Genomic DNA, 21,337 nt, shown 5'->3' with positions numbered 1-21,337 from the left:
CGATCCATCTGATGCGGCACGTTGCAAAAAATGTAGGAGCGCGCTTGCCCGCGATGCGCCCGAAGGGCCTCAATGTGGCGATTTCAACTCAACCCCGCCCTCACGCTGCGACTTCGAATCCCGTCCTGCCAACAAGGTGTAGAAACAAGGCAACACAAACAGCGTAAACAACGTCCCCACCGACATCCCCGTCGCGATCACCAGGCCGATGTCGAAGCGGCTCACGGCGCCTGCGCCGGTCGCGAGGATCAACGGCACCATGCCGAACACCATCGCAGCGGTGGTCATCAGCACCGGGCGCAGGCGGATGGCGGCGGCTTCTTCCACCGCCTCGCGGGCGCTCAGGCCCTTGTCTCGGCGCAGCTGGTTGGCGAATTCGACGATCAGGATGCCGTGCTTGCTGATCAGGCCAATCAGGGTCACCAGCCCCACCTGGGTGTAGATGTTCAGCGTCGAAACCCCGAGGAACAGCGGTATCAGCGCCCCGCAGATCGACAGTGGCACCGTCACCAGAATCACCAGCGGGTCACGGAAGCTTTCGAACTGCGCAGCCAGCACCAGGAAGATGATCGCCAGTGCCAGGCCGAACGTGACCCACAGCGCATTGCCTTCCTGCACGAACTGCCGGGACGCGCCGGCGTAGTCATAGGCGAACCCGGCCGGAGCTTCTTCGCGGGCAATGTCGCGGACCGTGTCGATGGCTTCGCCCATGCTCACCAGCGGAAAGCCCGAGATGATCGCCGAGTTGAGCTGCTGGAACTGGTTGAGCTGACGCGGTCGTGCCCGGTCGCTGACCGTGATCAGGGTCGACAGCGGCAGCATCTTGCCATCGGTGTTTTTCACGTAGTAGTTGGACAGCCATTGCGGGTTGTCGCGGTAGGCTCGCTCCACCTGGGCAATGACCTTGTAGCTGCGGCCATCGATGGTGAAACGGTTGATCTCCGCCTCGCCGAGCAATGTCGCAAGGCTGCCGCCCAGGTCCTGCATGGACACCCCCATCTGCGCCGCCTTGGCGCGGTCGATATCGACCACCACCTCCGGCTTGTCGAACGCCAGGTCCACATCCAGGAAGGCGAACTTGCCGGATTCGGTCGCGCGTTTCTTGATCCGGTCGACCACCTCCAGCAGCGCCGCGTAGTCGTTGGGCGTGTTGATCACGAACTGGAACGGCAGGCCCTCACCGGTGCCCGGCAGCGACGGCAGGTTGAAGCCGAAGATCTGCAAGCCGGTGATGCCTTCGAGCTTGGCCTGGACTTGCGGCAGCAATTCCATCTGGGTGCGGCTGCGCTCGTCCCACGGCTTGAGCAGGAAGCCGCCGACGCCGGTCTGCACGCCGTTGAAACCGTTGATCTGGAACGAGGAGTAGTACTCCGGGAACGCCTTGAAGATACTGATGAACTGGTCGGTGTACTTGTTCATGTAGTCGAGGTTGGTCGGCTGCGGCGAGGTGGCCATCATGAAGATGATGCCCTGGTCCTCGTCCGGCGCCAGTTGCGACTGGCTGAACTTGAGGAACACCGGAATCAGGCACAGCACCAGCACCGCGAACACGATCACCACCGGCCGCGTGTTCAGCGTGCCGTGCAGCAGGCGCTGATAGCGGGTTTTAAGGCCGTCGAAGATCCGGTCGAGGCGGTGGGCAAGGCCGCTGGGGTTCTCGTCGTGGCGCAGCAGCATCGCGCACATCATCGGCGAGAGTGTCAGGGCGACGATGCCGGAAATCACCACGGCACCGGCGAGCGTCAGGGCGAACTCCTTGAACAGCGCACCCGTCAGCCCCTGCAGGAAGCCGATGGGCGCGTACACGGCCGCCAGGGTGATCGTCATCGAGACCACCGGCATGGCGATCTCGCGGGCACCCTCCAGCGCAGCATCGAGGGGCGTCTTGCCTTCCTCGATGTGCCGATGGATGTTTTCCACCACCACGATCGCGTCGTCCACCACCAGGCCGATGGCCAACACCATGGCCAGCAGCGTCAGCAGGTTGATCGAGTAGCCCATCATTTGCATGAAGAACAACACGCCGATCATCGACAGCGGGATGGTGATCACCGGGATCAGCACCGAGCGCAATGCGCCCAGGAACAGGAAGACCACCACGATCACGATCAGCACGGCTTCGATCAGGGTCTTCGCGACCTCGTGGATCGAGGCCTGGATGAACAGCGTGGCGTCGTAGGCGATAGAGGCTTTCAGGCTCGGTGGCAACTGGCTTTCCAGCTCCGGCATGATGCGCCGCACTTCCTTGATGACGTCCAGCGGGTTGGAACTGGGCGTGCCCTTGATGCCGATGTACACCGAAGGCGTGCCGTCGAACGAGCTGACGGTGTCGTAGTTTTCCGCGCCCATCTCCACCCGCGCCACATCCCCCAGCAGCACGCGGCTGTCGCCGACGGTCTTCAGCGGGATGGCGGCGAAGGTCTCGGGGGACTTGAGGTCCGTGGTGGCGTTGACGCTGGTGACGATGTACTCGCCCTTCACCTCACCGGCCGCAGAAAGGAAGTTGTACTTGCGCACCGCATCCGTGACGTCGTTGGCGGTCAGGCCGAAACCTGCGAGCTTGACCGGGTCCAGCCACAGGCGCATGGCGAACACCTGGTTGCCGAGAATCTCCGCCTCGGCCATGCCCGGCAGCGTGGCGAGCTTGGGCTGGATGACCCGGGACAGATAGTCGGTGATCTGCGGGTTGTTCAGCTCCGAGCTGTAGAAACTGATGTACATCAGGGCCGAGGCGTCGGCGGCTTCCTTGCTCAACACCGGGTCTTCGGCGTCCTGCGGCAGCTTGTTCTTCACCTCGTTGGCCTTGGCCAGCAGCTCGGTGTAGAGCCGGTCGCTGTTGGAGCCAATACGCGCGTAGATCGAGATCACCGAGAAGTTCTGGCGGCTCACCGAAGTCATGTAGTCGATGCCTTCGGCGCTGGCCAGGCTCTGCTGCAACGGCTGGGTGATGTAGCCCTGAATGGTCTCGGCGTTGGCGCCGGGGTAGGCCGTGGTCACGGTGATCAGGGCGTTCTCCATCTGCGGGTATTCGCGGATGGTGAGTTTGCTGAACGCCTGGAAACCCAGCAGCACGATCAGCAGGCTGATGACGCTGGCCAGGACCGGGCGGCGGATGAACGGGTCTGTGAATGCCATCGATGAAAGCTCCTTTGACAGTCAGGTCGATCAGTCAGCAGATCCGGGCTTTGAGCCCTGGCTGTGCTGCTCGACGGGGGCTGCCGTATCGGCGCTGATGGCGACGCTGGCGCCGTTGTCCAGCTTGAGCTGGCCTCCGGTCACGACCTGTTCGCCGGCTTGCAATCCCTTGCTGATGATGACGAATCCGCCCCGGCGCTCGCCGGTCTGCACGAAGCGCCGCTCCACGGCCAACTGCGGTTCGCCTTTGCTGTTGTTTTCCGGCTTGCCGTCGGCGCCTTTTTTCGGCCCCACGACGAACACCGAATTGCCGTACAGCGTGTAGGTGATGGTGCTCTCGGGCACCACCAGCTCACGGCTGTCCTGGCCGAGGATGACCGACAGGCTGGTGAACATGCCGGGCAACAATTTGCCGTCAGGATTGGGCAGGGTGGCGCGGATCAGCACGTTGCGGGTGGCGTCCTCGACCTTGGGGTTGATGGCGCTGATGCTGGCGTCGAACGTGCTGCCGGGGTACGCGGCCACGCTGACCTGCACTTTCTGGCCGATCGCCAGTTTGGGCAGCATTTGCTCGGGCACGAAGAAGTCGGCGTAGAGGCTGCTCAGGTCCTGCAAGGTAGCGATCACCGTACCGCTGGCCAGGTAGTCGCCGACGTCCACCTGACGAATGCCGATGGTGCCGCTGAACGGCGCAAGAATGCGCTTCTTGGCCAATGATGCGTTGAGTTGGGCGACGGTGGCGGCGGCTTTCTTCTGGGTGGCCGCGAGCTTGTCGAACTCGCCGCGGGAAATGGCCGCGTCGCCCACCAGCTTGCTGCCCCGGGCGTAATCGACCTGAGCCAGACCCAGGTCCGCTTCGGCGGTGCCCAAGAGGCCTTTTTCCACGTCGCTGTCCAGTTGCAGCAGGGGCTGGCCGACCTTGACCTTCTGCCCGGATTCGAACTGCACAGCCTTCACGGTGCCGGCGATTTCCAGGCTCAGGTCCACGCCCTGAAACGCCTTGAGGCTGCCGATGGCGGGCAGGCGATTTTCCCACGAGCGTTCTTCGACGACCGCGACGGCAACGTTGATGGGCGGTTTGGGGGCAGAGAACTGCTGGATCTGTTTGTAGATCGAAAAGGCCTTGTACCCTCCCAGGGCCAGTACCACGATCACCACTACAGCCAGCATGAGCAACATACGGCGACGCAACATATTCCACTTCCTTGGAAAACGGATGAATCAGGCGAGCACGCTATTCGTGTCTTATTTTAGATCGTTACATGGATGCCCTTCGGGCCTGGTCGCGGGCAAGCGCGCTCCTACGTTTGTTGCAACGTGCCGCATTCTGATGGACCGCGTTGCCAGCCTCGGTCCGTCAGGCCATGGCACGTTGCAAACAATGTAGGAGCGCGCTTGCCCGCGATGCGCCCGAAGGGCATCCGTGTATGTCCCTCAAGCCAACTCCCAAAACCTTCAAACCAAATGCAAATGGTTGTCCCACAACCCCGCCGGCAATTCCAGCGGCTGGGGCGCGAGGATGTTCTGGCGGCAATCATAGAACCGGCAGCGGCCCTGGCCCGAGGTCACCACGAAACCGTCGGCCACGGCGCCGACACCGGCGCAATCGGGCAGTGGCGCATCGAGCTTCACTGCGCCGCTGTCCAGGTCCCAAATGAAGAAACGATTGCCGCGCGGCGCTGTTAAGGCCACCAGACGTAACTCATTGTGGATCGCCACGCTGGCGGTGTAGTGCGCCATCGCCTGCAACTGCTGTTCAGCCACGGGAAAGGCCTGAAACGGCTGTCCTGGACGCTTGATCGCCAGCAACTCGGCGGACTCGTGGGACGGCCCCATGAACTGCTGGCCGGCCACGATGGTGCCGTCGCGGGCAACGGCCATGTGGCGCACGCTGTTCATCTGCTGGCTCAGTGTCTCCTTGCTCAGCAGCGTACCGTCACGCTGCATCAGCACCAGGCTCGGCTCCATGGCGTCGAGGTTCATCTCCACGCGGCTTTCGGCCTCGGTGCGAATGCCGCCGTTGGCGACCGCCAGGGTTTCACCGTCAGGCATCCAGGACACCTGATGCGGGCCGATGCCGTGGGTGGGAATCTCGCCGCTGTGCTCCAGACGCTCACCGTTGAAGCGATAGACGCCCAGCAGCCCCCGACCGGGATCGGTGGTGTCGTTTTCCGTGGCGTACAGCCACTCACCGCTCTTGTGGATCACCGCGTGGCCGTAGAAATGCCGGTTGGGCCGTGAAGTGATGGTCTGCAACAGGCGGCCGTCGCGCAGGTCGATCAGGTAGCTTTCGGTGCCCGGACGGCGGGCGACGAACAGCGCAATCGAAAGGGTAGGGTGATCGATGATGTCGTGGCAACGCTGGGCCACTTGCGTGGCGAACACCCGCGTGCCATCCACCCGGTAACCCACGGCGTAGTGGCGGCCGTCGCTGTCGTCACGGGCGGACAGCAGCAGCGGGCTTTCCCCTTTTTTGCGCAGCAGCGTCCAGCCACCCAGCGTGCAGGCGCTGAGAACGAGGCTGCCCAGCGCAAGAGCCTGACGTCGCAACATATCAGTCACCATCGTTGGCGTTGAACCCCAATTGAATGCCTAGCGCCTTGGCCAGTTCGCCCTCGTGCAGGCGATGCACCACGTTGAGGCTGTCATAGAACGCATTCAACTGCTGACGGCCCTGTTCGGTCGCCAGCAATTCGACCAGCGGCGGCTTGAGCGCGGCCAGCTGTTTGCGGCTTTCGGCATAGGCGGCGTCGATCTTGTCGGCCAGCGGTTTCTGCTCGGCAGGCAACAGGCCACGCAGGCCTTTGTTGTCGACACCGGACCAGACGGTCTCGGCACTGGCCAGGCTCGCCTGCAGGCTGCTCAGCGAAGCCTTGCTGCGCCATGCATCGGCCTGGAACGGCTGAGGTACGCCTTTGGACTGGCGGCCCAGAGGCGTGCCTAGCTTCTTCTTCAGGGTGTCCAGCGCCGTCACCTGAACACGCAGCAATTCGGCGATGGCTTCGTGGGAATCGGCGTAACGCTGGTTCGGAAACTTGCTCAGTTGCGCGAGCATGCCGTCGGTGCTGTTCCAGCTGTTGAGGATCTCCTCTGCCAGGTTTTTCTGACGTTCGCCGATGGCGGTCAGCAGCGGGCAGTAGAGCGCTTTCTGGTCGGCAGCCGCCATGTCGATGTTGGCGTCGAACAGGATGTATTCATAGGCCGACAGGCCTTGCACCACCACGCTGGACTTGGCCAGGGCTTCGGCAGTGATCTGCGGCTGGGCAGTTACCAGCTGCTCGACCTGACGGCCCACGAGGTTCTTCTTGTCAGGCCAGAACTGCACCTGCCAGGAACGGTTGCCCTCGGCCAGCGGGCCGATCAGCAGCGGCTGCAATTCGGCCCAGGCCTTCTGCGCGTGAAGGAAGTCGGCACGGGCCGTGTCCAGGTCGCTCTTGCCCTGGCAGTAGGCGAGGGCGCTGACCGCCAGTTGCCGGTCGGCGTCTACCCAGCGGCTGTAGGTCGGCAGGATCACCTGCTTGGCGATGGCAGCGGACGTCACGGCTTGCGGATCCGAAGGGGCGCAGGCGCCCAGCGCGAGGGCGGCAAGGCCGGTGAACAACAGCTTGGGACGGAACATGCCCGGCTCCTTATTTGCAAAAAGTTATAGAGAATTCAGAAACGCCAGCAGCGCAGCCCGCTGCTGAGCGTCAAAAGCCAGGACCTGGCGCTGGGCCGGCAGCGCTTCGCCGCCGTGCCACAGCACCGCTTCCATCAGATTGCGGGCGCGGCCGTCGTGCAGGAACTGGGTATGACCACTGACCGTCTGGGTCAGCCCGATCCCCCACAGCGGCGCCGTGCGCCATTGCTGGCCGTTGGCCTGGAACTCGTTGAGGTTGTCGGCCAACCCTTCGCCCATGTCGTGCAGCAAGAGGTCGGTATAGGGGCGAATCACCTGGTTGGCCAGCTCCGGCTCCGGGGCGTTGGCCGAGGTGGTGAACTGCGGTGTATGGCACTGCTGGCAACCGGCCTTGAAGAACAGATTCTTGCCCTCCAGCACTTGCGGGTCGCCCACGTCGCGGCGCGCCGGAACACCCAGGTTGCGTGCGTAGAAGGTCATCAGCCGCAGGATATTGTCGCTGACTTCCCGCTCGCCATCCGGCCCTTCGCCGTTGGGTGCCTCAAGGCAGGCGGTCTGGGTCGGGGTGCAGTCATCGCGGGTCTTGAGGCTGGACGTCAGACCCATGTCGCCTGCCAGTGCATGGGCATTCTGTTGAAGCACGGTTGGCTGTGAGGCTTTCCAGCCAAAGCGCCCGAGCACGACTTTCTGCCGGACATCATCCCAGACCCAGTTGGGTTTGCCGGTGATGCCGCTGCCGTTGTGGTTCTCGGCGTTGGCGTTGGCCAGGATCGCCGTTTCGGGGATCGCCTCCAGAAGGCCAAGGCCGATCATGGGCGGCGCAATACGGGCCGAAGCGCGGGTTTGCGGGTGCATCGGGCCGTATCCCAGTTGAGTGATCTGCAGGGTCGGGCGGCGCAGTTGCACCGGCGTGCCGTCGCGGAAATGCACGGTCAGGGTGTCGTAGACCACGCGCACCTTGCCTTCGGGCACCACTCCGGGAACTGCCATGTCCTGCAATTGCGTGCCGTACACCGGCTCAGGCGTCAGGCCCATCTGCTGGATCTGCCTGGCGTAGGCGGGCGTACGCTCGCCCGGCTCATCCGGGATGGACAGGCGCACCAGCATGGAAACGGCGTTGTCCGCGCCGGGCTCGGGCGGGTGTCCGCGGCCGTCCTTGATGTGGCAGTTCTGGCAGGCGTTGGTGTTGAACAGCGGCCCCAGGCCATCCCGCGCCGTGGTGGTCGAGGGTGCGATGACCCAAGGGTTGCGGAAGAAACTGTTGCCGACACTGAAATCCAGCCGCCGCGAAGGTGACAGGTTGCCGGAGGGCAGGGAGAACGCGTTGCGGTCGTTCCGGTTGACCGTCGCAGCGCCGCCCGATTGTGCTTCGCCAGGTTCTGCCGAAGTAAAACGCGGGGCGTCATCGCACCCACCGAGGGCCACAGCCATCAGCAGGAAAAGCGAAAGACGGAGCCGCACAGTCATACAGATCCTGCAAAGGGCGTGAAATCGGGGCGAGCAAGCTTACCAGCCCCGCCTGTAGGGAATAAGAGGGATTTGCGTTTGGAAGCGCCTCTCGCAATAGGTTGTTACCAATTAGCGCTCCGCCCGGAAAGGCGAAGCGCAGTGCGGTTCACATGCCGGCAATTTCCAGCGTCGGGTTTTCGATCATCAGTTGCATCAGGCGTTGTTCACCCTCGACCACTTTGAACGAACGGTAGTCGCCCACGGTGTCGAGCTGCCGTTCTCGCTCGCGGATCGCCAGCTCCTTGGCCCGTTCATAGCCGTAGTACTCGACCCGGAACGACTTGGTGACACTGCTGCCATTGCGCAGCGTGGTGCGCGCCACCCAGTAGGCAGTGCCTGTGTAGCAGCGGTAATGCACGCCGGGATAGCCGCTGGTGTTGGTGGCGATGATGCGCTGACGGATGTCCCGGCTCAGGCGGGGCAGGTGGTTGAGCAACAGTTGGTCGCGACAGGCGTCCGCCGCCTTGCGTGCCGCCTCGCGACCGCCGTAGCGGGAGAATGAGAACAGTCGGTTGAAGGTTGTGCCGTCACGATAGATCGTCACCTTCCAGGCACGAGGCCCCTTGATGCCGACCAACAGGTGGATACCGTAATCGTTGGCTTTGAGTTTACTGACGCGGCGCCTTTTCTTGTTTCCTCTGGGCACTTTCTGTCTCCTCCTGGATGGGATGGGGCAAGGAAGTACGCATCATCGGCGGCGAAAACCCAGTGTTCAATCCGACATCGGACGATCAGGAAATGCCCTACAAAATTTACGGATCGGTCCTGAAAAGCCTGTTTTTACAAGGAGTTTCAATATTTTTCAGAGCATGAAAAATGCCGATCCATTTCTGGATCGGCATCCGGTGTTACTGCCTGCCGCGCGCCGCAAGACGCGCCTGGGACTCGGGATCAGAACTCGTGATCGGCGTTGTCCGGATTCAGGTCGGTGATGCCCAGTTTGCCTGCGGCCTGTTCGATGGCGCCGGTCTGCTTGACCAGTGCTGCGATGGCGTCGCGAACCACCTGGTTGCCAGCAGTGTTGCCTGCGGCGATCAACTGATCGAAGTGCTCGCCCTTGTTGGCGTGATCGACGATGACCTGCAACTTGGCCTGGGTAGCGTCCAGGTCGGCGCGCAGGGTGGCGTCGGTGGCGGCATCGGCTTTTGCCACCAGCGACGACAGGCTCGGGCCGCTGACTTTGCTGCCGTCTACGCGGGTGTACTCGCCCAGATAAACGTTGCGGATGCCCAGGCCGTTGTAGAAGTGCGAGTTGTGGGTGTTGTCGCTGAAGCAGTCGTGCTCGTCTTCGCTGGAGTTGGCTTCCAGCGCGACCTTCATGCGCTCGCCCGCCAGCTCGCCCAGCGACAGGCTGCCCATGCCGAACAGCATCTTGCGCAGGCCGCTGTCGCCTGGTTCGGCTTCCAGCGAGGCGCGATAGTTGTCGGCAACGCCCGGCTTCCAGTTGTTGACCATTTCTTCCAGGTCGCTGACCAGCAGGTCGGTGACCGCCTTCAGGTAGGCGCGACGACGGTCGTTGTGGCCACCGGTGCCGCCTTTGCCGTCGATGTAGTCGCTGGCAGGACGCTCCCCGGCGCCTGGGCCGGTGCCGTGCAGGTCCTGGCCCCAGAGCAGGAATTCGATGGCGTGGTAGCCGGTGGCGACGTTCGCTTCGGAGCCGCCCAGCTCGTTCAGGCTGGCGAGTTTCTCAGGGGTGATTTCGCTGACATCGACCTTGTCTTCGCCAACCTGAATCGATTTATTGGCGATGATGTTGGCGGTGGCGCCCGGGTTGCCGAGGGCGTGCTGGTAGTCCTTGGCGACGTAGTCGATCAGGCCTTCGTCCAGCGGCCAGGCGTTCACCTGACCTTCCCAGTCATCGATGATGGTGTTGCCGAAGCGGAAGACTTCGGTCTGCATGTACGGAACGCGGGCGGCGAGCCAGGCATCGCGCGCGGCCTTGAGGGTCGCGTCGTTTGGCGTGGCGAGGAAGGCGTCGACCGCGGTGCTGAGTGCCTTGGCGGTGGATTCGGCGTCGCTGAATGCGGCAAAGACCATGTTCGCGTAGTTCGCGACCACGGCCTTGGCCTCGGCATCGCTGGTCTGGGCTGGCGCTGGGGCCGGAGCGGCAGCGGGCGCCTGTGCGGCGGCTGGGGCCGGAGTGGGCGCGGCAGCGGCGGGCTTGTCCTTGCCTTGGTCGCAACCGGCCAGGGCGATAGCGAGGGCCAGCAGACTGGCAGTTGCCAGGGGCGTACGAATCATGACGGAATCCTGCGTCGAAAGTGTGTGTGAACGGTGGCGAACGCCAAAAAAAGCTGCGACATAATGCGAAAGATTTGCATTCGGTGTAAAGGCGAAACGCCGTTACGCAGGCGGGGGAGATATTTCAAGCTGTTACAAGAATTTACAGCCAGTCAAACGTCCGGACGACTGTAGGAGCGCGCTTGCCCGCGACCGCGCCGTGTCAGTTCCCCATCCGGTCTGACAAATCGCAGTCGCGGGCAAGCGCGCTCCTACAACGCCCCTCGCTACAGCACCCCGACGTAGGAGCGCTGGGCGTTCTTGAGGTAGGACAGCAACTCCCGGGCCGGCAACGGCTTGCTGTAGAAGTAGCCCTGACCCTCGTGGCAGCCTTCGGAAATGATGTAGGCCTCCTGCTCGGTGGTTTCCACACCTTCGGCAATGACCTGCATTCCCAGGCTTTTGCCGAGCTGGATGATGGCGCGCACGATGGTGGCGTCGTCATCGTCGTCGATCAGGTCCTGAACGAAGCTCTTGTCGATCTTGATCTTGTCCAGGGGCAGGCTTTTCAGGTAACTCAGCGACGAGTAGCCGGTACCGAAGTCGTCAATGGCGATCAACGCCCCCGAGCGGCGCAGGCTGAGCAGATGCTGGGCGGCGGTGCTGATGTCTTCCATCAGGCCGGTTTCGGTCACTTCCAGCTCCAGGCTGCGCGGCGGCAGGCGATGGATCTGCAGCAGGTTGTTCACCACCCGTGGCAACTCGGCGTGGTGCAACTGGACGGTGGACAGGTTCACCGCCATGCGCAGTTCGGAGAAGCCCTGGTCGTGCCATTCGCGCAGTTGCTTGCACGCCTGGTCCAGCACCCACTCGCCGATGGCGATGATGGTGCCGTTCTGCTCGGCCAGCGGAATGAACTGGTCGGGCGGCACGAAGCCATGTTCCGGGTGAATCCAGCGAATCAGTGCCTCGACACCGACCACGCGCTGGTCGCGATAGCTGATCTGCGGCTGGTAGACCAGGTGGAACTGGTTGCGCACCAGTGCCTCGCGCAGGTCCTTTTCCAGCTCCCGGCGGCGACGCATCTCGCTGTCGACGCTGGCGATATAGAACTGGTAGCGGTTGCGTGATCGGGTCTTGGCCAGGGTCATGGTCTGCTCGGCTTTTTGCAGCAGCTTTTCGGTGCTGTCGCCGTCTTCGGGGAACAGGGTGATGCCGATGGTGGCGCGCAGGCGGATTTCCTGTTGGTCGACCGCGAATGGGGCTTCCAGATCATCGAGGATGCTTTGCGCCAGCTCCGCTGCTTCGTAAGGTTGTTCGATGTCGGCCTGCACCAGCGCGAACTGGTCGCCACCCAGGCGCGCCAGTGCGCCCAGGCGTCCGCTGTGCCCACGCAGCCGATCGGCCAGGGCGAGCAGCAACTGGTCGCCAGCCTGATAGCTGAATTGTTCGTTGATGCCCTTGAAGTCGTCCAGGCCTACGCAGAGCACGGCGACGCGGTGCTGCACGCGGCCTGAGTCCACCAGAATCCGGTCCAGTTGCTGCTGCAGTTGCTGGCGATTGGGCAGGCCGGTAAGGAAGTCATACTGCGCCATGCGCAGCAGGCTGGACTCGGCTTCATGGCGCAGGTGGGTGTTGCGCTCGATGGACGACAGCAACTGGTTGGCGGTGGTGACCCAGATGCCCAGTTCGTTCTTTTCGTGACCCTTGAGCAGCGGCAGTTGATGCTCGCTCGGGCGGTCCGGGTTGATGCTGGTCAGGTGCTCGATGATGCGCGAGAGCGGCTTGGTCAGCAGCCAGTGATAGACCAGGTACAGCACCATGCCCATCGCCAGGGCACGCAGCACGCCGGAGATGAAGATGATCAGGGAATTGGTCAGGAAACCTTCGCCATAGGTGGCGGTGTCCAGGGTAATGCGCAAGTCGCCGTAATATTCGCTGTAGGGGCTGCGGCCCACCAGTTGCGTGGTAAAGCTGCGCTCCTGGCCGAGGATGGGATCGGTCAGCCAGCGGGTCGGGGTTGCGGCCAGATCGCGGGTCTTTTCGGCCAGCAGGGTCTCGTTGGGATGGCCGATGGAGGCCATGCGCACGGCCTTGTCCTGAAACAGACCTTCAATGACCTGCATACCCATCTCGCGGTCCAGGCTATAGACAGCCTGCGTCGAGGGGTCGCGGAACATGTCCAGAATCCGGCCGGCGTCAGTGGCCACCGCCTGGCGGGTCTTGTAGGCGTCGTACACGATCTGCGCGCAACTGAGCACAACGCCCACGACCAGCGCCGATAGCAGCACCACGCGTAGCAGCTTCACCGACAAGCTGTTCTTGAGTTCCAGCTTCAAATGGGCATTCCTTCATCCATGCGATAGCGGGTTGTTGCAAGCATTGGCATGCACACAGTCCACGTCAAGGTCCTGATACACCCTTGACCTGTTTCATCCAGATAACGATTTCCTGCGGGCAAGTAAGGCTATCGGTACTGTGTCGGTAGAAAGCAGGTGGAACTTGAGCGGCAATTCGTCTAATCGGGCCGCCACTGATATTAGTCCGCTATCGTTGTCCGACGATACATAAAGGACGAACAGAAGGCGAAAAAAAACCCGGACATGCCGGGTTTTTTTCAGACAACCATCTGATGCGCGGATCAGGCGGTGAAGGTCTTGCCTTCGAACTGCTCGGCAACGAACTTCCAGTTGACCAGGTTCCAGAACGCCTCGACGTATTTTGGACGCAGGTTACGGTAGTCGATGTAGTAGGCGTGTTCCCAGACGTCGCAGGTCAGCAGCGGGGTGTCGCCGTTGGTCAGCGGGTTGCCTGCACCGATGGTGCTGGCCAGGCCCAGGGAGCCGTCAGCCTTCTTCACCAGCCAGCCCCAGCCGGAGCCGAAGGTGCCGATGGAGGTCTTGCTGAACTCTTCCTTGAACTTGTCGAAGGAGCCGAACGCTGCGTTGATGGCATCAGCCAGTGCGCCGGTAGGTTGGCCGCCGGCGTTTGGCGCCAGGCAGTTCCAGTAGAAAGTGTGGTTCCAGACCTGGGCTGCGTTGTTGAAGATACCGCCCGAGGAAGTCTTGACGATTTCTTCCAGAGTCTTGCCTTCGAACTCGGTGCCCGGCACCAGGTTGTTCAGGTTCACGACGTAGGTATTGTGGTGCTTGTCGTGGTGGTATTCTAGGGTTTCCTTGGAGATGTGCGGTGCCAGAGCGTCATGTGCGTAAGGCAGCGGCGGCAATTCGAAAGCCATGGTGATTCTCCTACTCAGGTCAGGTTGCGGTTAGCGCAAGGCCGATCACGGGCGGCCGTACAGAGTATGCGTCGGTGAGTTTCTACTCTTTTGCGACACAGGGGCAGGATCATAGCACCGGCCCCAGACCATAACCACGCAACAACTGTGTGGGATAGAGGTTCCAGAGCGTTGGCAGGAATAATGGGTTGGGCATCAAGCGCCGAGCTTTGATCGTTCCCACGCTCCGCGTGGTAACGGCTGTCTTGACGCTCCGCGTCTTCCCGCGACGTTGAGGTCGTGTGCATATCCGTTGTCGCGTTGGCTGGGCTTATGGGTTTCGCCCCTTACGGGCGACCTACTTTCCTTACGGGGAAAGTAGGCAAAGCCATTGCGACAGGCTGGGGCCCTTCGGGCTTCCCTCGCTCCGGCGCCGTTCCGGGGGCACGCCGTCCCGTCCATATGAGCGCCGTCCATGGCCCGCACGGCTTTCGCGGCATCCATGCCGCTCATCCCCCTACACGACGCCTGCGCTCGGCCTGGCGCCTTAACGTCGCATTTGGCGGCGCCTGCACCATCGCGTAAGAAGATCAAAATCAACATCTAAAACACACCACCGTCCCGTAGCAGCACGGCTTGCCGGCGGGGGCGGCCTTGAGATCGCCCCCGCCGGCAAGCCGTGCTGCTACGGATGATCTGCGGCGCTCTTGTAGGAGCGCGCTTGCCCGCGACGACGACCGTAAGATCGCCCTCGCCGGCAAGCCGGACTGCTACGGGTCGGTGTTTGCATCTATAGGAGCGCGCTTGGTCTGGGCCGCATTCGGACGACGGCGGCCTCAAGATCGCCCCCGCCGGCAAGCCGTGCTGCTACGAAGGGCTCACGCCGATCTGATGAGTTGCACGGCCACGCTGAACATCATCACCGCGACCATCAAGTCCAGTAGCCGCCAGGTTGCCGGGCGGGCGAGCCAGGGGGCGAGCCAGGCGGCGCCGATGGCCAGGGTGGAGAACCACACCAGGGACGCGCTGGCCGCACCGGCCACGTAGGCGCCGGGCATGGTCTGCTGTGCGCCGAGGGAGCCGATCAGCAGCACGGTGTCCAGATAAACGTGGGGGTTGAGCAGGGTCACCGCCAGTGCCGTGAGCAACACCGCGCGGCGGGAGCGCTGGCCGCTGCCGTCACCCTGTTCCAGGCTTTGCGGCGTCAGGGCGCGGCGCAGTGCCTTGGCGCCGTACCACATCAGAAAGACCACGCCGCCCCAGCGTGCAATGGCCAGCAGTGTCGGGTTGTGGGCCAGCACGTTGGCCAGGCCGAAAACCCCGGCGGCCACCAGCACCGCATCGCAGAGGATGCACAGCACCGCGACCGACAAGTGATGTTCGCGGCGCAAGCTCTGGGCCAGGACGTAGGCGTTCTGGGTGCCGATGGCCATGATCAGGCCAAAGGCGACCAGCAGGCCGTTGAGGTAGCTTTGCCACATGGTGTCGTGCTCCGGGAATTCGATGAGGCGAGGTGCATTTGAGGTGGCCATTGTCGGTGTAATGGCTGTATAAGAAAAAGCAATAATCATCATCGCCCATTAGGAAAATTGATGTTCGACTACAAGCTGCTTTCAGCCTTGGCGGCAGTGGTGGAGCAAGCCGGATTCGAGCGTGCGGCGCAGGTGCTGGGCTTGTCGCAGTCGGCCGTGTCGCAGCGGATCAAGCTGCTCGAAGCCCGTGTCGGCCAGCCGGTGCTGGTGCGTGCGACGCCGCCGAGTCCGACGGACATCGGCCGCCGCCTGCTCAATCATGTGCAACAGGTGCGCCTGCTGGAGCGCGATCTGCAAAGCGTGGTGCCGGCACTGGACGAGGGCGGCATGCCGGAGCGGCTGCGCATTGCCCTGAACGCCGATTCGCTGGCGACCTGGTGGGCGCCTGCCGTGGGCGATTTCTGCGCCGAGCGCGGGTTGTTGACCGATCTGGTGGTCGAGGACCAGGACGTGGGCCTCAAGCGCATGCGCGCAGGCGAAGTGGCGGCCTGTGTGTGCGCAAGCGAACGGCCGGTCGCCGGCGCGCGCAGCCTGCCGCTCGGCGCCATGCGTTACCGTGCCCTGGCCAGCCCCGATTTCATGGCCCGGCATTTTCCCCACGGGGTGACGGCAGAGTCCCTGGCGCGCTCCCCGGCACTGGTGTTCGGCCCGGATGATTTCCTGCAGCACCGGTACATGGCGTCGCTGGGTGTCGAAGGCGGGTTTGCGTACCATCTGTGCCCGTCCTCCGAGGGTTTCATTCGCATGAGCGAGGCCGGGATCGGCTGGGGCCTGGTGCCGGAATTGCAGGTCAAGGAGCAGTTGGCCAGCGGCAGGCTGGTGGAATTAATGAGCGATCGCTGCATCGATGTGCCCTTGTACTGGCATCATTGGCGCAACGGCGGGCAACTGTTGAATCAGTTGACCGACCATCTGGCGAAAAAAGCCGGGCAATGGTTGGTGCCGCTTGAGGGACAATGAGCGTCATCCACTGGTCGTCGCAAGGCCATGATGCCCTGTGGGAGCGAGCTTGCTCGCGAATGCTGACTATCCGCCACCAGAGATGTGGCGGATGTACTGGCCTCTTCGCGAGCAAGCTCGCTCCCACAGGTTTTGCATAAGCCTTCGCGGCCGACGATTTCCTGTGCATAGAGATGTGGAGCGGTAAATGAAGATTCTGGTCACCGGCGCAAGCGGCTTCATCGGCGGGCGCTTTGCGCGTTTTGCCCTGGAGCAGGGCTTGAGCGTTCGGGTCAATGGCCGTCGCGCGGAAGGTGTCGAGCATCTGGTGCGGCGCGGGGCCGAGTTCATACAGGGCGATCTGAATGATCCAGACCTGGTGCAGGCGCTGTGCGATGACGTCGAAGCGGTTGTGCATTGTGCCGGGGCGGTCGGCACCTGGGGGCGGCGCCAGGATTTTCATCAGGGCAACGTGCAGGTCACCGAGAACGTGGTCGAGGCCTGCCTGAAACAAAGGGTACGTCGCCTCGTGCACCTGTCGTCGCCATCGATCTATTTCGATGGCCATTCGCACCTCAATATTCGCGAAGAACAGGTGCCCAAGCGTTTCCACAACCACTACGCCGCGACCAAATACCTGGCCGAGCAGAAAGTGTTCGGCGCCGAGGAGTTCGGCCTGGAAGTGATCGCCCTGCGTCCCCGTTTCGTGACCGGGGCAGGCGACACCAGCATCTTTCCGCGGCTGATGCAGATGCAACGCAAGAAGCGCTTGTCGATCATCGGCAACGGCCTGAACAAGGTGGATTTCACCAGCATCCAGAACCTCAACGAGGCGCTGCTGAGCAGCCTGCTGGCCAGCGGTTCAGCCCTGGGCAAGGCCTACAACATCAGCAACGGCACGCCGATTCCGGTCTGGGACGTGGTCAATTACGTCATGCGCCAGATGCAGTTGCCGCCTGTCACGCGCTACCGCTCCTACGGCCTGGGCTACAGCGCTGCGGCGCTCAACGAGGCGGCGTGCATGCTCTGGCCGGGCCGACCTGAACCGACGCTGTCGAGAATCGGAATGCAGGTCATGAGCCGTGATTTCACCCTTGATATCAGCCGCGCCCAGTATTATCTGGATTACCAGCCCAAGGTCAGTGTCTGGACCGCTCTGGACGAGTTCTGCAGTTGGTGGAAAGCCCAGCACGGCGGGGCGTTGTGAAACATCGACCATTGAGAATGGTCTTGATTAGCGGCGGTTATAATGCCGCCAGCAGATTTACCGGTTTTTAAAGGGAACCCCATGCGTAAAGATCCGTATGACGACGTCGATGACGTCCCGAGCCTCAGCGCCAAAGATGACGATGACGATTTCGTCCCCTCGGCCGGCGCCCGCGAGCGCACCACGGTCTATTCGCGTACCACGCCTGTGGTCAAGGTCAAGGCGCCTGGCACCGGTGCGCTGTGGGCGTTGATCGGCGCGTTGTTCATTGCGTTCTGCGGCCTGGGCTGGTGGAGCTTTCAACAGGTCTCGTTGATGGAGCAGCAACTGGTCGCGACCCAGGAAAGCTTTGCGCGCATCAGTGAGGAAGCGGCGGGGCGCCTGCAGGCGATTTCCGGCAAGGTCGTTGCTACCGAGTCGGTTGCCACCAGCGGTGGTGAAGCGATGAAGGCGCAGATCAAGGAGCTGCAGGATCAACTGGCCGAGCAGGGCAAGCAGGCGCAAGGCGTGGCGGGTCTGCAGGGCGGGCTGGACAAGCGACTGGAGCAGATCAGCAGCCAGTCGACCCAGCAGCAGGCGACCAATCAGCAGTTGCAGGAACAGCTCAAGGCGGTGGCCACCGAACTGGCTGCGGTGAAGGCGGCGATGCCTGACGGCAAGTCGGCCCAGGCCGAGCAGGAGCGTCTGGATACCCAGATCAAGAGCCTGAGCGCGGATGTCGCGAACCTCAAGAAGAGCAACAACAGCCAGGCCATCGAGCGTCTGGAGCAGGACATGATCGTGCTCAAGAGCGAGCAGGACAATCGTCCCGCTGCGGCAGCCCAGTCAGGCGCCAGCACCCAGGAGTTCGATGCGTTTCGCGGTCAGATGACCCGGAACCTGAACACCTTGCAGAGCCAGATTCAGAATCTTTCGCAGCAGATCAATGCGCGGCCTTAGATAGGCTGGCCATCGCTACATGGATGCCCTTCGGGCGCGGTCGCGGGCAAGCGCGCTCCTACATCTTTTGCAACGTGCCATGGCCTGATGGACCGAGGCCAGCAACGCGGTCCATCAGAATGCGGTACGTTGCAACAAATGTAGGAGCGCGCTTGCCCGCGACCAGGCCCGAAGGGCATCAAGGTAACAATCTAAAGCCTTGAAACGGCTGACGCCTTACATCGCCGGATAATCCAGATACCCCACCGCACCCTTGCCATAGAACGTCTCGGGACGCGGCTCGTTCAGCGGTGCATTCTGGGCGAGTCGTGCTGGCAGGTCAGGGTTGGCGATGAACGGCACGCCGAATGCCACAGCGTCAGCCTTGCCACTGGCCAGCCACTCATTGGCCGAGGCCTTGGTGAATTTCTCGTTGGCGATGAACACCCCACCAAAGGCTTCTTTCAGGCGTGGCCCCAGGCTGTCGTCCAGTTCACGCTCGCGGGCGCAGATGAACGCCACGCCACGTTTGCCCAGTTCGCGAGCCACGTAGGTGAAGGTCTCGGCCAGGTTGTCGTCGCCCATGTCGTGGGAGTCGGCACGGGGAGCCAAGTGCACGCCCACACGGCCCGCGCCCCAGACTTCGATGGCCGCATCGGTGACTTCCAGCAACAGACGCGCGCGGTTCTCCAGCGAGCCGCCGTAAGCGTCGGCGCGGGTGTTGGTGCTGCTTTGCAGGAACTGGTCGAGCAGATAGCCGTTGGCGCCGTGGATTTCCACGCCATCGAAGCCGGCCGCCTTGGCGTTTTCGGCACCGGTGCGGTAGGCCTCGACGATGTCTTCGATTTCAGCCAGTTCCAGGGCGCGCGGCGTCGGGTAGTCGGCTTGTGGACGCACCAGGCTCACGTGGCCCTTGGGTTGAATGGCGCTCGGCGCGACAGGCGCCTCGCCGTTCAGGTACATCGGATGCGAAACCCGGCCCACATGCCACAGTTGCAGAACGATCTTGCCGCCGGCCGCATGCACGGCCTTGGTGACGTTGCCCCAGCCGCGCACCTGATCGTTGGACCAGATGCCGGGAGTGTCCGGGTAACCTACGCCCATCGGCGTGACCGAGGTCGCTTCGCTGATAATCAGCCCCGCCGAGGCGCGCTGCACGTAGTACTCGGCCATCATCGCGTTCGGTACGCGGCCTTCGTCGGCACGGCAGCGGGTCAGCGGCGCCATGATGATGCGGTTGGCCAGTGTCAGCTCGCCGATCTGGATCGGATCAAAAATCGTAGTCATCGGGGATATCCTCAATGAAGTCTCAGGGGTGAATCCGCAGTCTTTTGTCGCAAACGCCGATGCGCTGATTCTCGGCGATCAGTTGGCAACGGCAGCCAGCCCGGCATCGCCGCGCTGACGGAAATTGATCAGGGTGGCCAGCAAGGCCAGCACCGCCAGCGCACCGGCTGCCAGGGGCACGCTGGTCAGGCCATAGCCGTGGGCGATGACGCTGCCGCCAACCCAGGCGCCCAGCGCGTTGCCGACGTTGAAGGCGCCGATGTTCAGCGTGGAAACCAGGTTGGGTGCGTCCTTGCCGAAGGTCACGACGTTGATCTGCAGGGCAGGCACGGCGGCGAAACAGGCGACGGCCCAGAGGAACAGCGTCACTTCGGCGGGAATCAGTGCAGCGCTGGTCCAGCTCAGCACGGTCGACACCACGGCCATGGTGATAAAGACGCCGATCAGCGTGGCGGCCAGGCGCCGGTCTGCCAGCTTGCCGCCGATGATGTTGCCAACGGTCAGGCCCAGGCCGATCAGCATCAGTGTCCAGGTCACGCCCCGAGGCGAAACACCGGTGACCTCGCCCAGCAATGGCGCGACGTAGGTGAACAGCGCGAACACCGATGCGGCGAACAGTGCAGTCATGCTCAGCGACAGCCAGATACCGCCGCCCTTGAGCATGGCCAGCTCGGCGCGCATATCGATTTTCTCTTCATTACGGTTGGCCGGCAGGAAGCGGATCAGGCCGATGAAAGCGATCACGCCGATCACGGTCACGGCGTAGAAGGTCGAGCGCCAGCCGGCCTGCTGGCCCAATGCGGTGCCCAGTGGCACGCCCAGAACGTTGGCCAGGGTCAGGCCGGTGAACATCAGTGCTACCGCCGAAGCGCGGCGGTTGGCCGGAACCAGGCCCGCTGCCACCACCGAGCCAATGCCGAAGAAGGCACCGTGGCACAGCGCGGTCACGACTCGGGCAAACATCAGGATGTTGTAGTCGGCGGCGACGGCGCAGAGCAGGTTGCCCACGATGAAGATGCCCATCAGCGTCACCAGCGCGGCTTTGCGCGGCAGCCTGGCGGTGGCCATGGCCATGAACGGCGCGCCGATGGCCACGCCCAGCGCGTAGCCGGTCACCAGCCAGCCGGCGCCGGGAATGCTCACGCCAAGGTCAGTGGCGACATCAGGCAACAGGCCCATGATGACGAACTCGGTGGTGCCGATGGCGAAGGCGCTCAGGGCCAGAATAAGTAGCGAAAGAGGCACGTGGCGTCTCCTGGAAGTCGTGGCTAGAGCTGTTCGCTCAGGGCCTTCAAAAACGCCTGGATGGCGTCTTCATTGCGTTTGAAAAAGTGCCACTGGCCGTGCTTCTTGCTGGAGATCAGCCCGGCGCGCTGCAGCGTTGCCAGGTGCGCCGACACCGTCGATTGCGACAGGCCCGCGCGCTGGTCGATCTGCCCCGCACAGACACCCAGCTCCAGGGAGTGGTGCTGGTCGGGGAAGCAGGTATTGGGTTCTTTGAGCCAGTTGAGGATCTGCCGGCGGACCGGATGAGCCAGGGCTTTTATTATTTCGTCGAGGTCGATAGGCATGTCGTTCTCAATCTGTGTGTAGCGGTATATCGCGATGGGGCGAACTTTATATCCGTGCATCGCGATATACAAATATGTTTCGGTGCTAAGCTCAGCCTGTTTCGCTATATCGGGTTATAACGATATGGTTTTTGCCCTGTAGCAGTCCGGCTTGCCGGCGTCGCGCCCTCAAGGTCGCTGTCG

At 62.8% G+C, this 21,337-nt stretch carries 16 protein-coding genes; 3 read left to right on the top strand and 13 right to left on the bottom strand.

Features of this window, described 5'->3' with window-relative positions:
- Positions 1-69: 69 nt before the first annotated feature.
- The 10 genes from ACIPOO_RS04635 to ACIPOO_RS04590 all read right to left on the bottom strand — a co-directional run bounded on the left by ACIPOO_RS04635 (position 70) and on the right by ACIPOO_RS04590 (position 15,181).
- The gene (locus ACIPOO_RS04635; RefSeq protein WP_274135964.1) at positions 70-3,135 is read right to left on the bottom strand and encodes a multidrug efflux RND transporter permease subunit; all 3,066 of its coding nucleotides are present in this window, start codon (positions 3,133-3,135) and stop codon (positions 70-72) included.
- Positions 3,136-3,165: 30 nt separating this feature from the next.
- On the bottom strand, positions 3,166-4,329 hold the full coding sequence (locus ACIPOO_RS04630) for an efflux RND transporter periplasmic adaptor subunit (RefSeq protein WP_400604754.1): 1,164 nt from the start codon (positions 4,327-4,329) through the stop codon (positions 3,166-3,168).
- A gap of 261 nt (positions 4,330-4,590) precedes the next feature.
- Positions 4,591-5,688, bottom strand: coding sequence for a DUF1513 domain-containing protein (locus ACIPOO_RS04625; protein WP_400604752.1), 1,098 nt, complete (start codon positions 5,686-5,688; stop codon positions 4,591-4,593).
- A gap of 1 nt (position 5,689) precedes the next feature.
- Positions 5,690-6,754 carry an imelysin family protein gene (locus ACIPOO_RS04620; RefSeq protein ID WP_274135970.1) on the bottom strand — a complete coding sequence of 355 codons (1,065 nt, stop codon included), beginning with the start codon at positions 6,752-6,754 and terminating at the stop codon, positions 5,690-5,692.
- A gap of 24 nt (positions 6,755-6,778) precedes the next feature.
- Positions 6,779-8,221, bottom strand: a complete 1,443-nt coding sequence (locus tag ACIPOO_RS04615; protein ID WP_400604749.1) for a di-heme oxidoredictase family protein — start codon at positions 8,219-8,221, stop codon at positions 6,779-6,781.
- 148 nt (positions 8,222-8,369) lie between these two features.
- Positions 8,370-8,909 (bottom strand): AP2/ERF family transcription factor, encoded by a 540-nt coding sequence (locus ACIPOO_RS04610; protein WP_274135972.1) that lies wholly within the window; start codon positions 8,907-8,909, stop codon positions 8,370-8,372.
- Positions 8,910-9,154: 245 nt separating this feature from the next.
- Positions 9,155-10,504, bottom strand: coding sequence for an imelysin family protein (locus tag ACIPOO_RS04605; protein ID WP_274135973.1), 1,350 nt, complete (start codon positions 10,502-10,504; stop codon positions 9,155-9,157).
- A gap of 266 nt (positions 10,505-10,770) precedes the next feature.
- Positions 10,771-12,822 (bottom strand): bifunctional diguanylate cyclase/phosphodiesterase, encoded by a 2,052-nt coding sequence (locus tag ACIPOO_RS04600; protein ID WP_274135974.1) that lies wholly within the window; start codon positions 12,820-12,822, stop codon positions 10,771-10,773.
- A 302-nt stretch (positions 12,823-13,124) separates the two neighbouring features.
- Positions 13,125-13,721, bottom strand: a complete 597-nt coding sequence (locus tag ACIPOO_RS04595; protein WP_274135976.1) for a superoxide dismutase — start codon at positions 13,719-13,721, stop codon at positions 13,125-13,127.
- A gap of 857 nt (positions 13,722-14,578) precedes the next feature.
- Positions 14,579-15,181 (bottom strand): LysE/ArgO family amino acid transporter, encoded by a 603-nt coding sequence (locus ACIPOO_RS04590; RefSeq protein WP_274134724.1) that lies wholly within the window; start codon positions 15,179-15,181, stop codon positions 14,579-14,581.
- 111 nt (positions 15,182-15,292) lie between these two features.
- Here ACIPOO_RS04590 and ACIPOO_RS04585 point away from each other — a divergent pair, with 111 nt between their 5' ends.
- From ACIPOO_RS04585 to ACIPOO_RS04575, 3 genes are all read left to right on the top strand, one after another.
- Positions 15,293-16,192: a LysR family transcriptional regulator ArgP gene (locus ACIPOO_RS04585; RefSeq protein ID WP_274134726.1), complete on the top strand. Its 900-nt coding sequence runs from the start codon at positions 15,293-15,295 to the stop codon at positions 16,190-16,192.
- 187 nt (positions 16,193-16,379) lie between these two features.
- The gene (locus tag ACIPOO_RS04580) at positions 16,380-17,378 is read left to right on the top strand and encodes an NAD(P)-dependent oxidoreductase (RefSeq protein ID WP_274134728.1); all 999 of its coding nucleotides are present in this window, start codon (positions 16,380-16,382) and stop codon (positions 17,376-17,378) included.
- 81 nt (positions 17,379-17,459) lie between these two features.
- Entirely contained in the window at positions 17,460-18,317 is an 858-nt protein-coding gene (locus tag ACIPOO_RS04575; protein ID WP_274134730.1) for an ATPase, read from the top strand.
- A gap of 216 nt (positions 18,318-18,533) precedes the next feature.
- On the opposite strand, the gene ACIPOO_RS04570 is transcribed toward ACIPOO_RS04575, so the two are convergent.
- The 3 genes from ACIPOO_RS04570 to ACIPOO_RS04560 form a co-directional block, all read right to left on the bottom strand.
- Complete coding sequence (locus ACIPOO_RS04570; RefSeq protein ID WP_400604745.1) at positions 18,534-19,583, bottom strand: alkene reductase; 1,050 nt, start codon at positions 19,581-19,583, stop codon at positions 18,534-18,536.
- A 78-nt stretch (positions 19,584-19,661) separates the two neighbouring features.
- On the bottom strand, positions 19,662-20,828 hold the full coding sequence (locus ACIPOO_RS04565) for an MFS transporter (protein ID WP_400604743.1): 1,167 nt from the start codon (positions 20,826-20,828) through the stop codon (positions 19,662-19,664).
- 23 nt (positions 20,829-20,851) lie between these two features.
- Positions 20,852-21,154, bottom strand: a complete 303-nt coding sequence (locus ACIPOO_RS04560) for a helix-turn-helix transcriptional regulator (protein WP_274134734.1) — start codon at positions 21,152-21,154, stop codon at positions 20,852-20,854.
- Positions 21,155-21,337: the final 183 nt, after the last annotated feature.

The organism is Pseudomonas sp. NPDC090201 (assembly GCF_044746825.1).
In the GTDB taxonomy this organism is placed as follows: Bacteria; Pseudomonadota; Gammaproteobacteria; order Pseudomonadales; family Pseudomonadaceae; genus Aquipseudomonas; species Aquipseudomonas putida_AD.
This window is presented reverse-complemented; position numbering and strand designations above follow the sequence as displayed.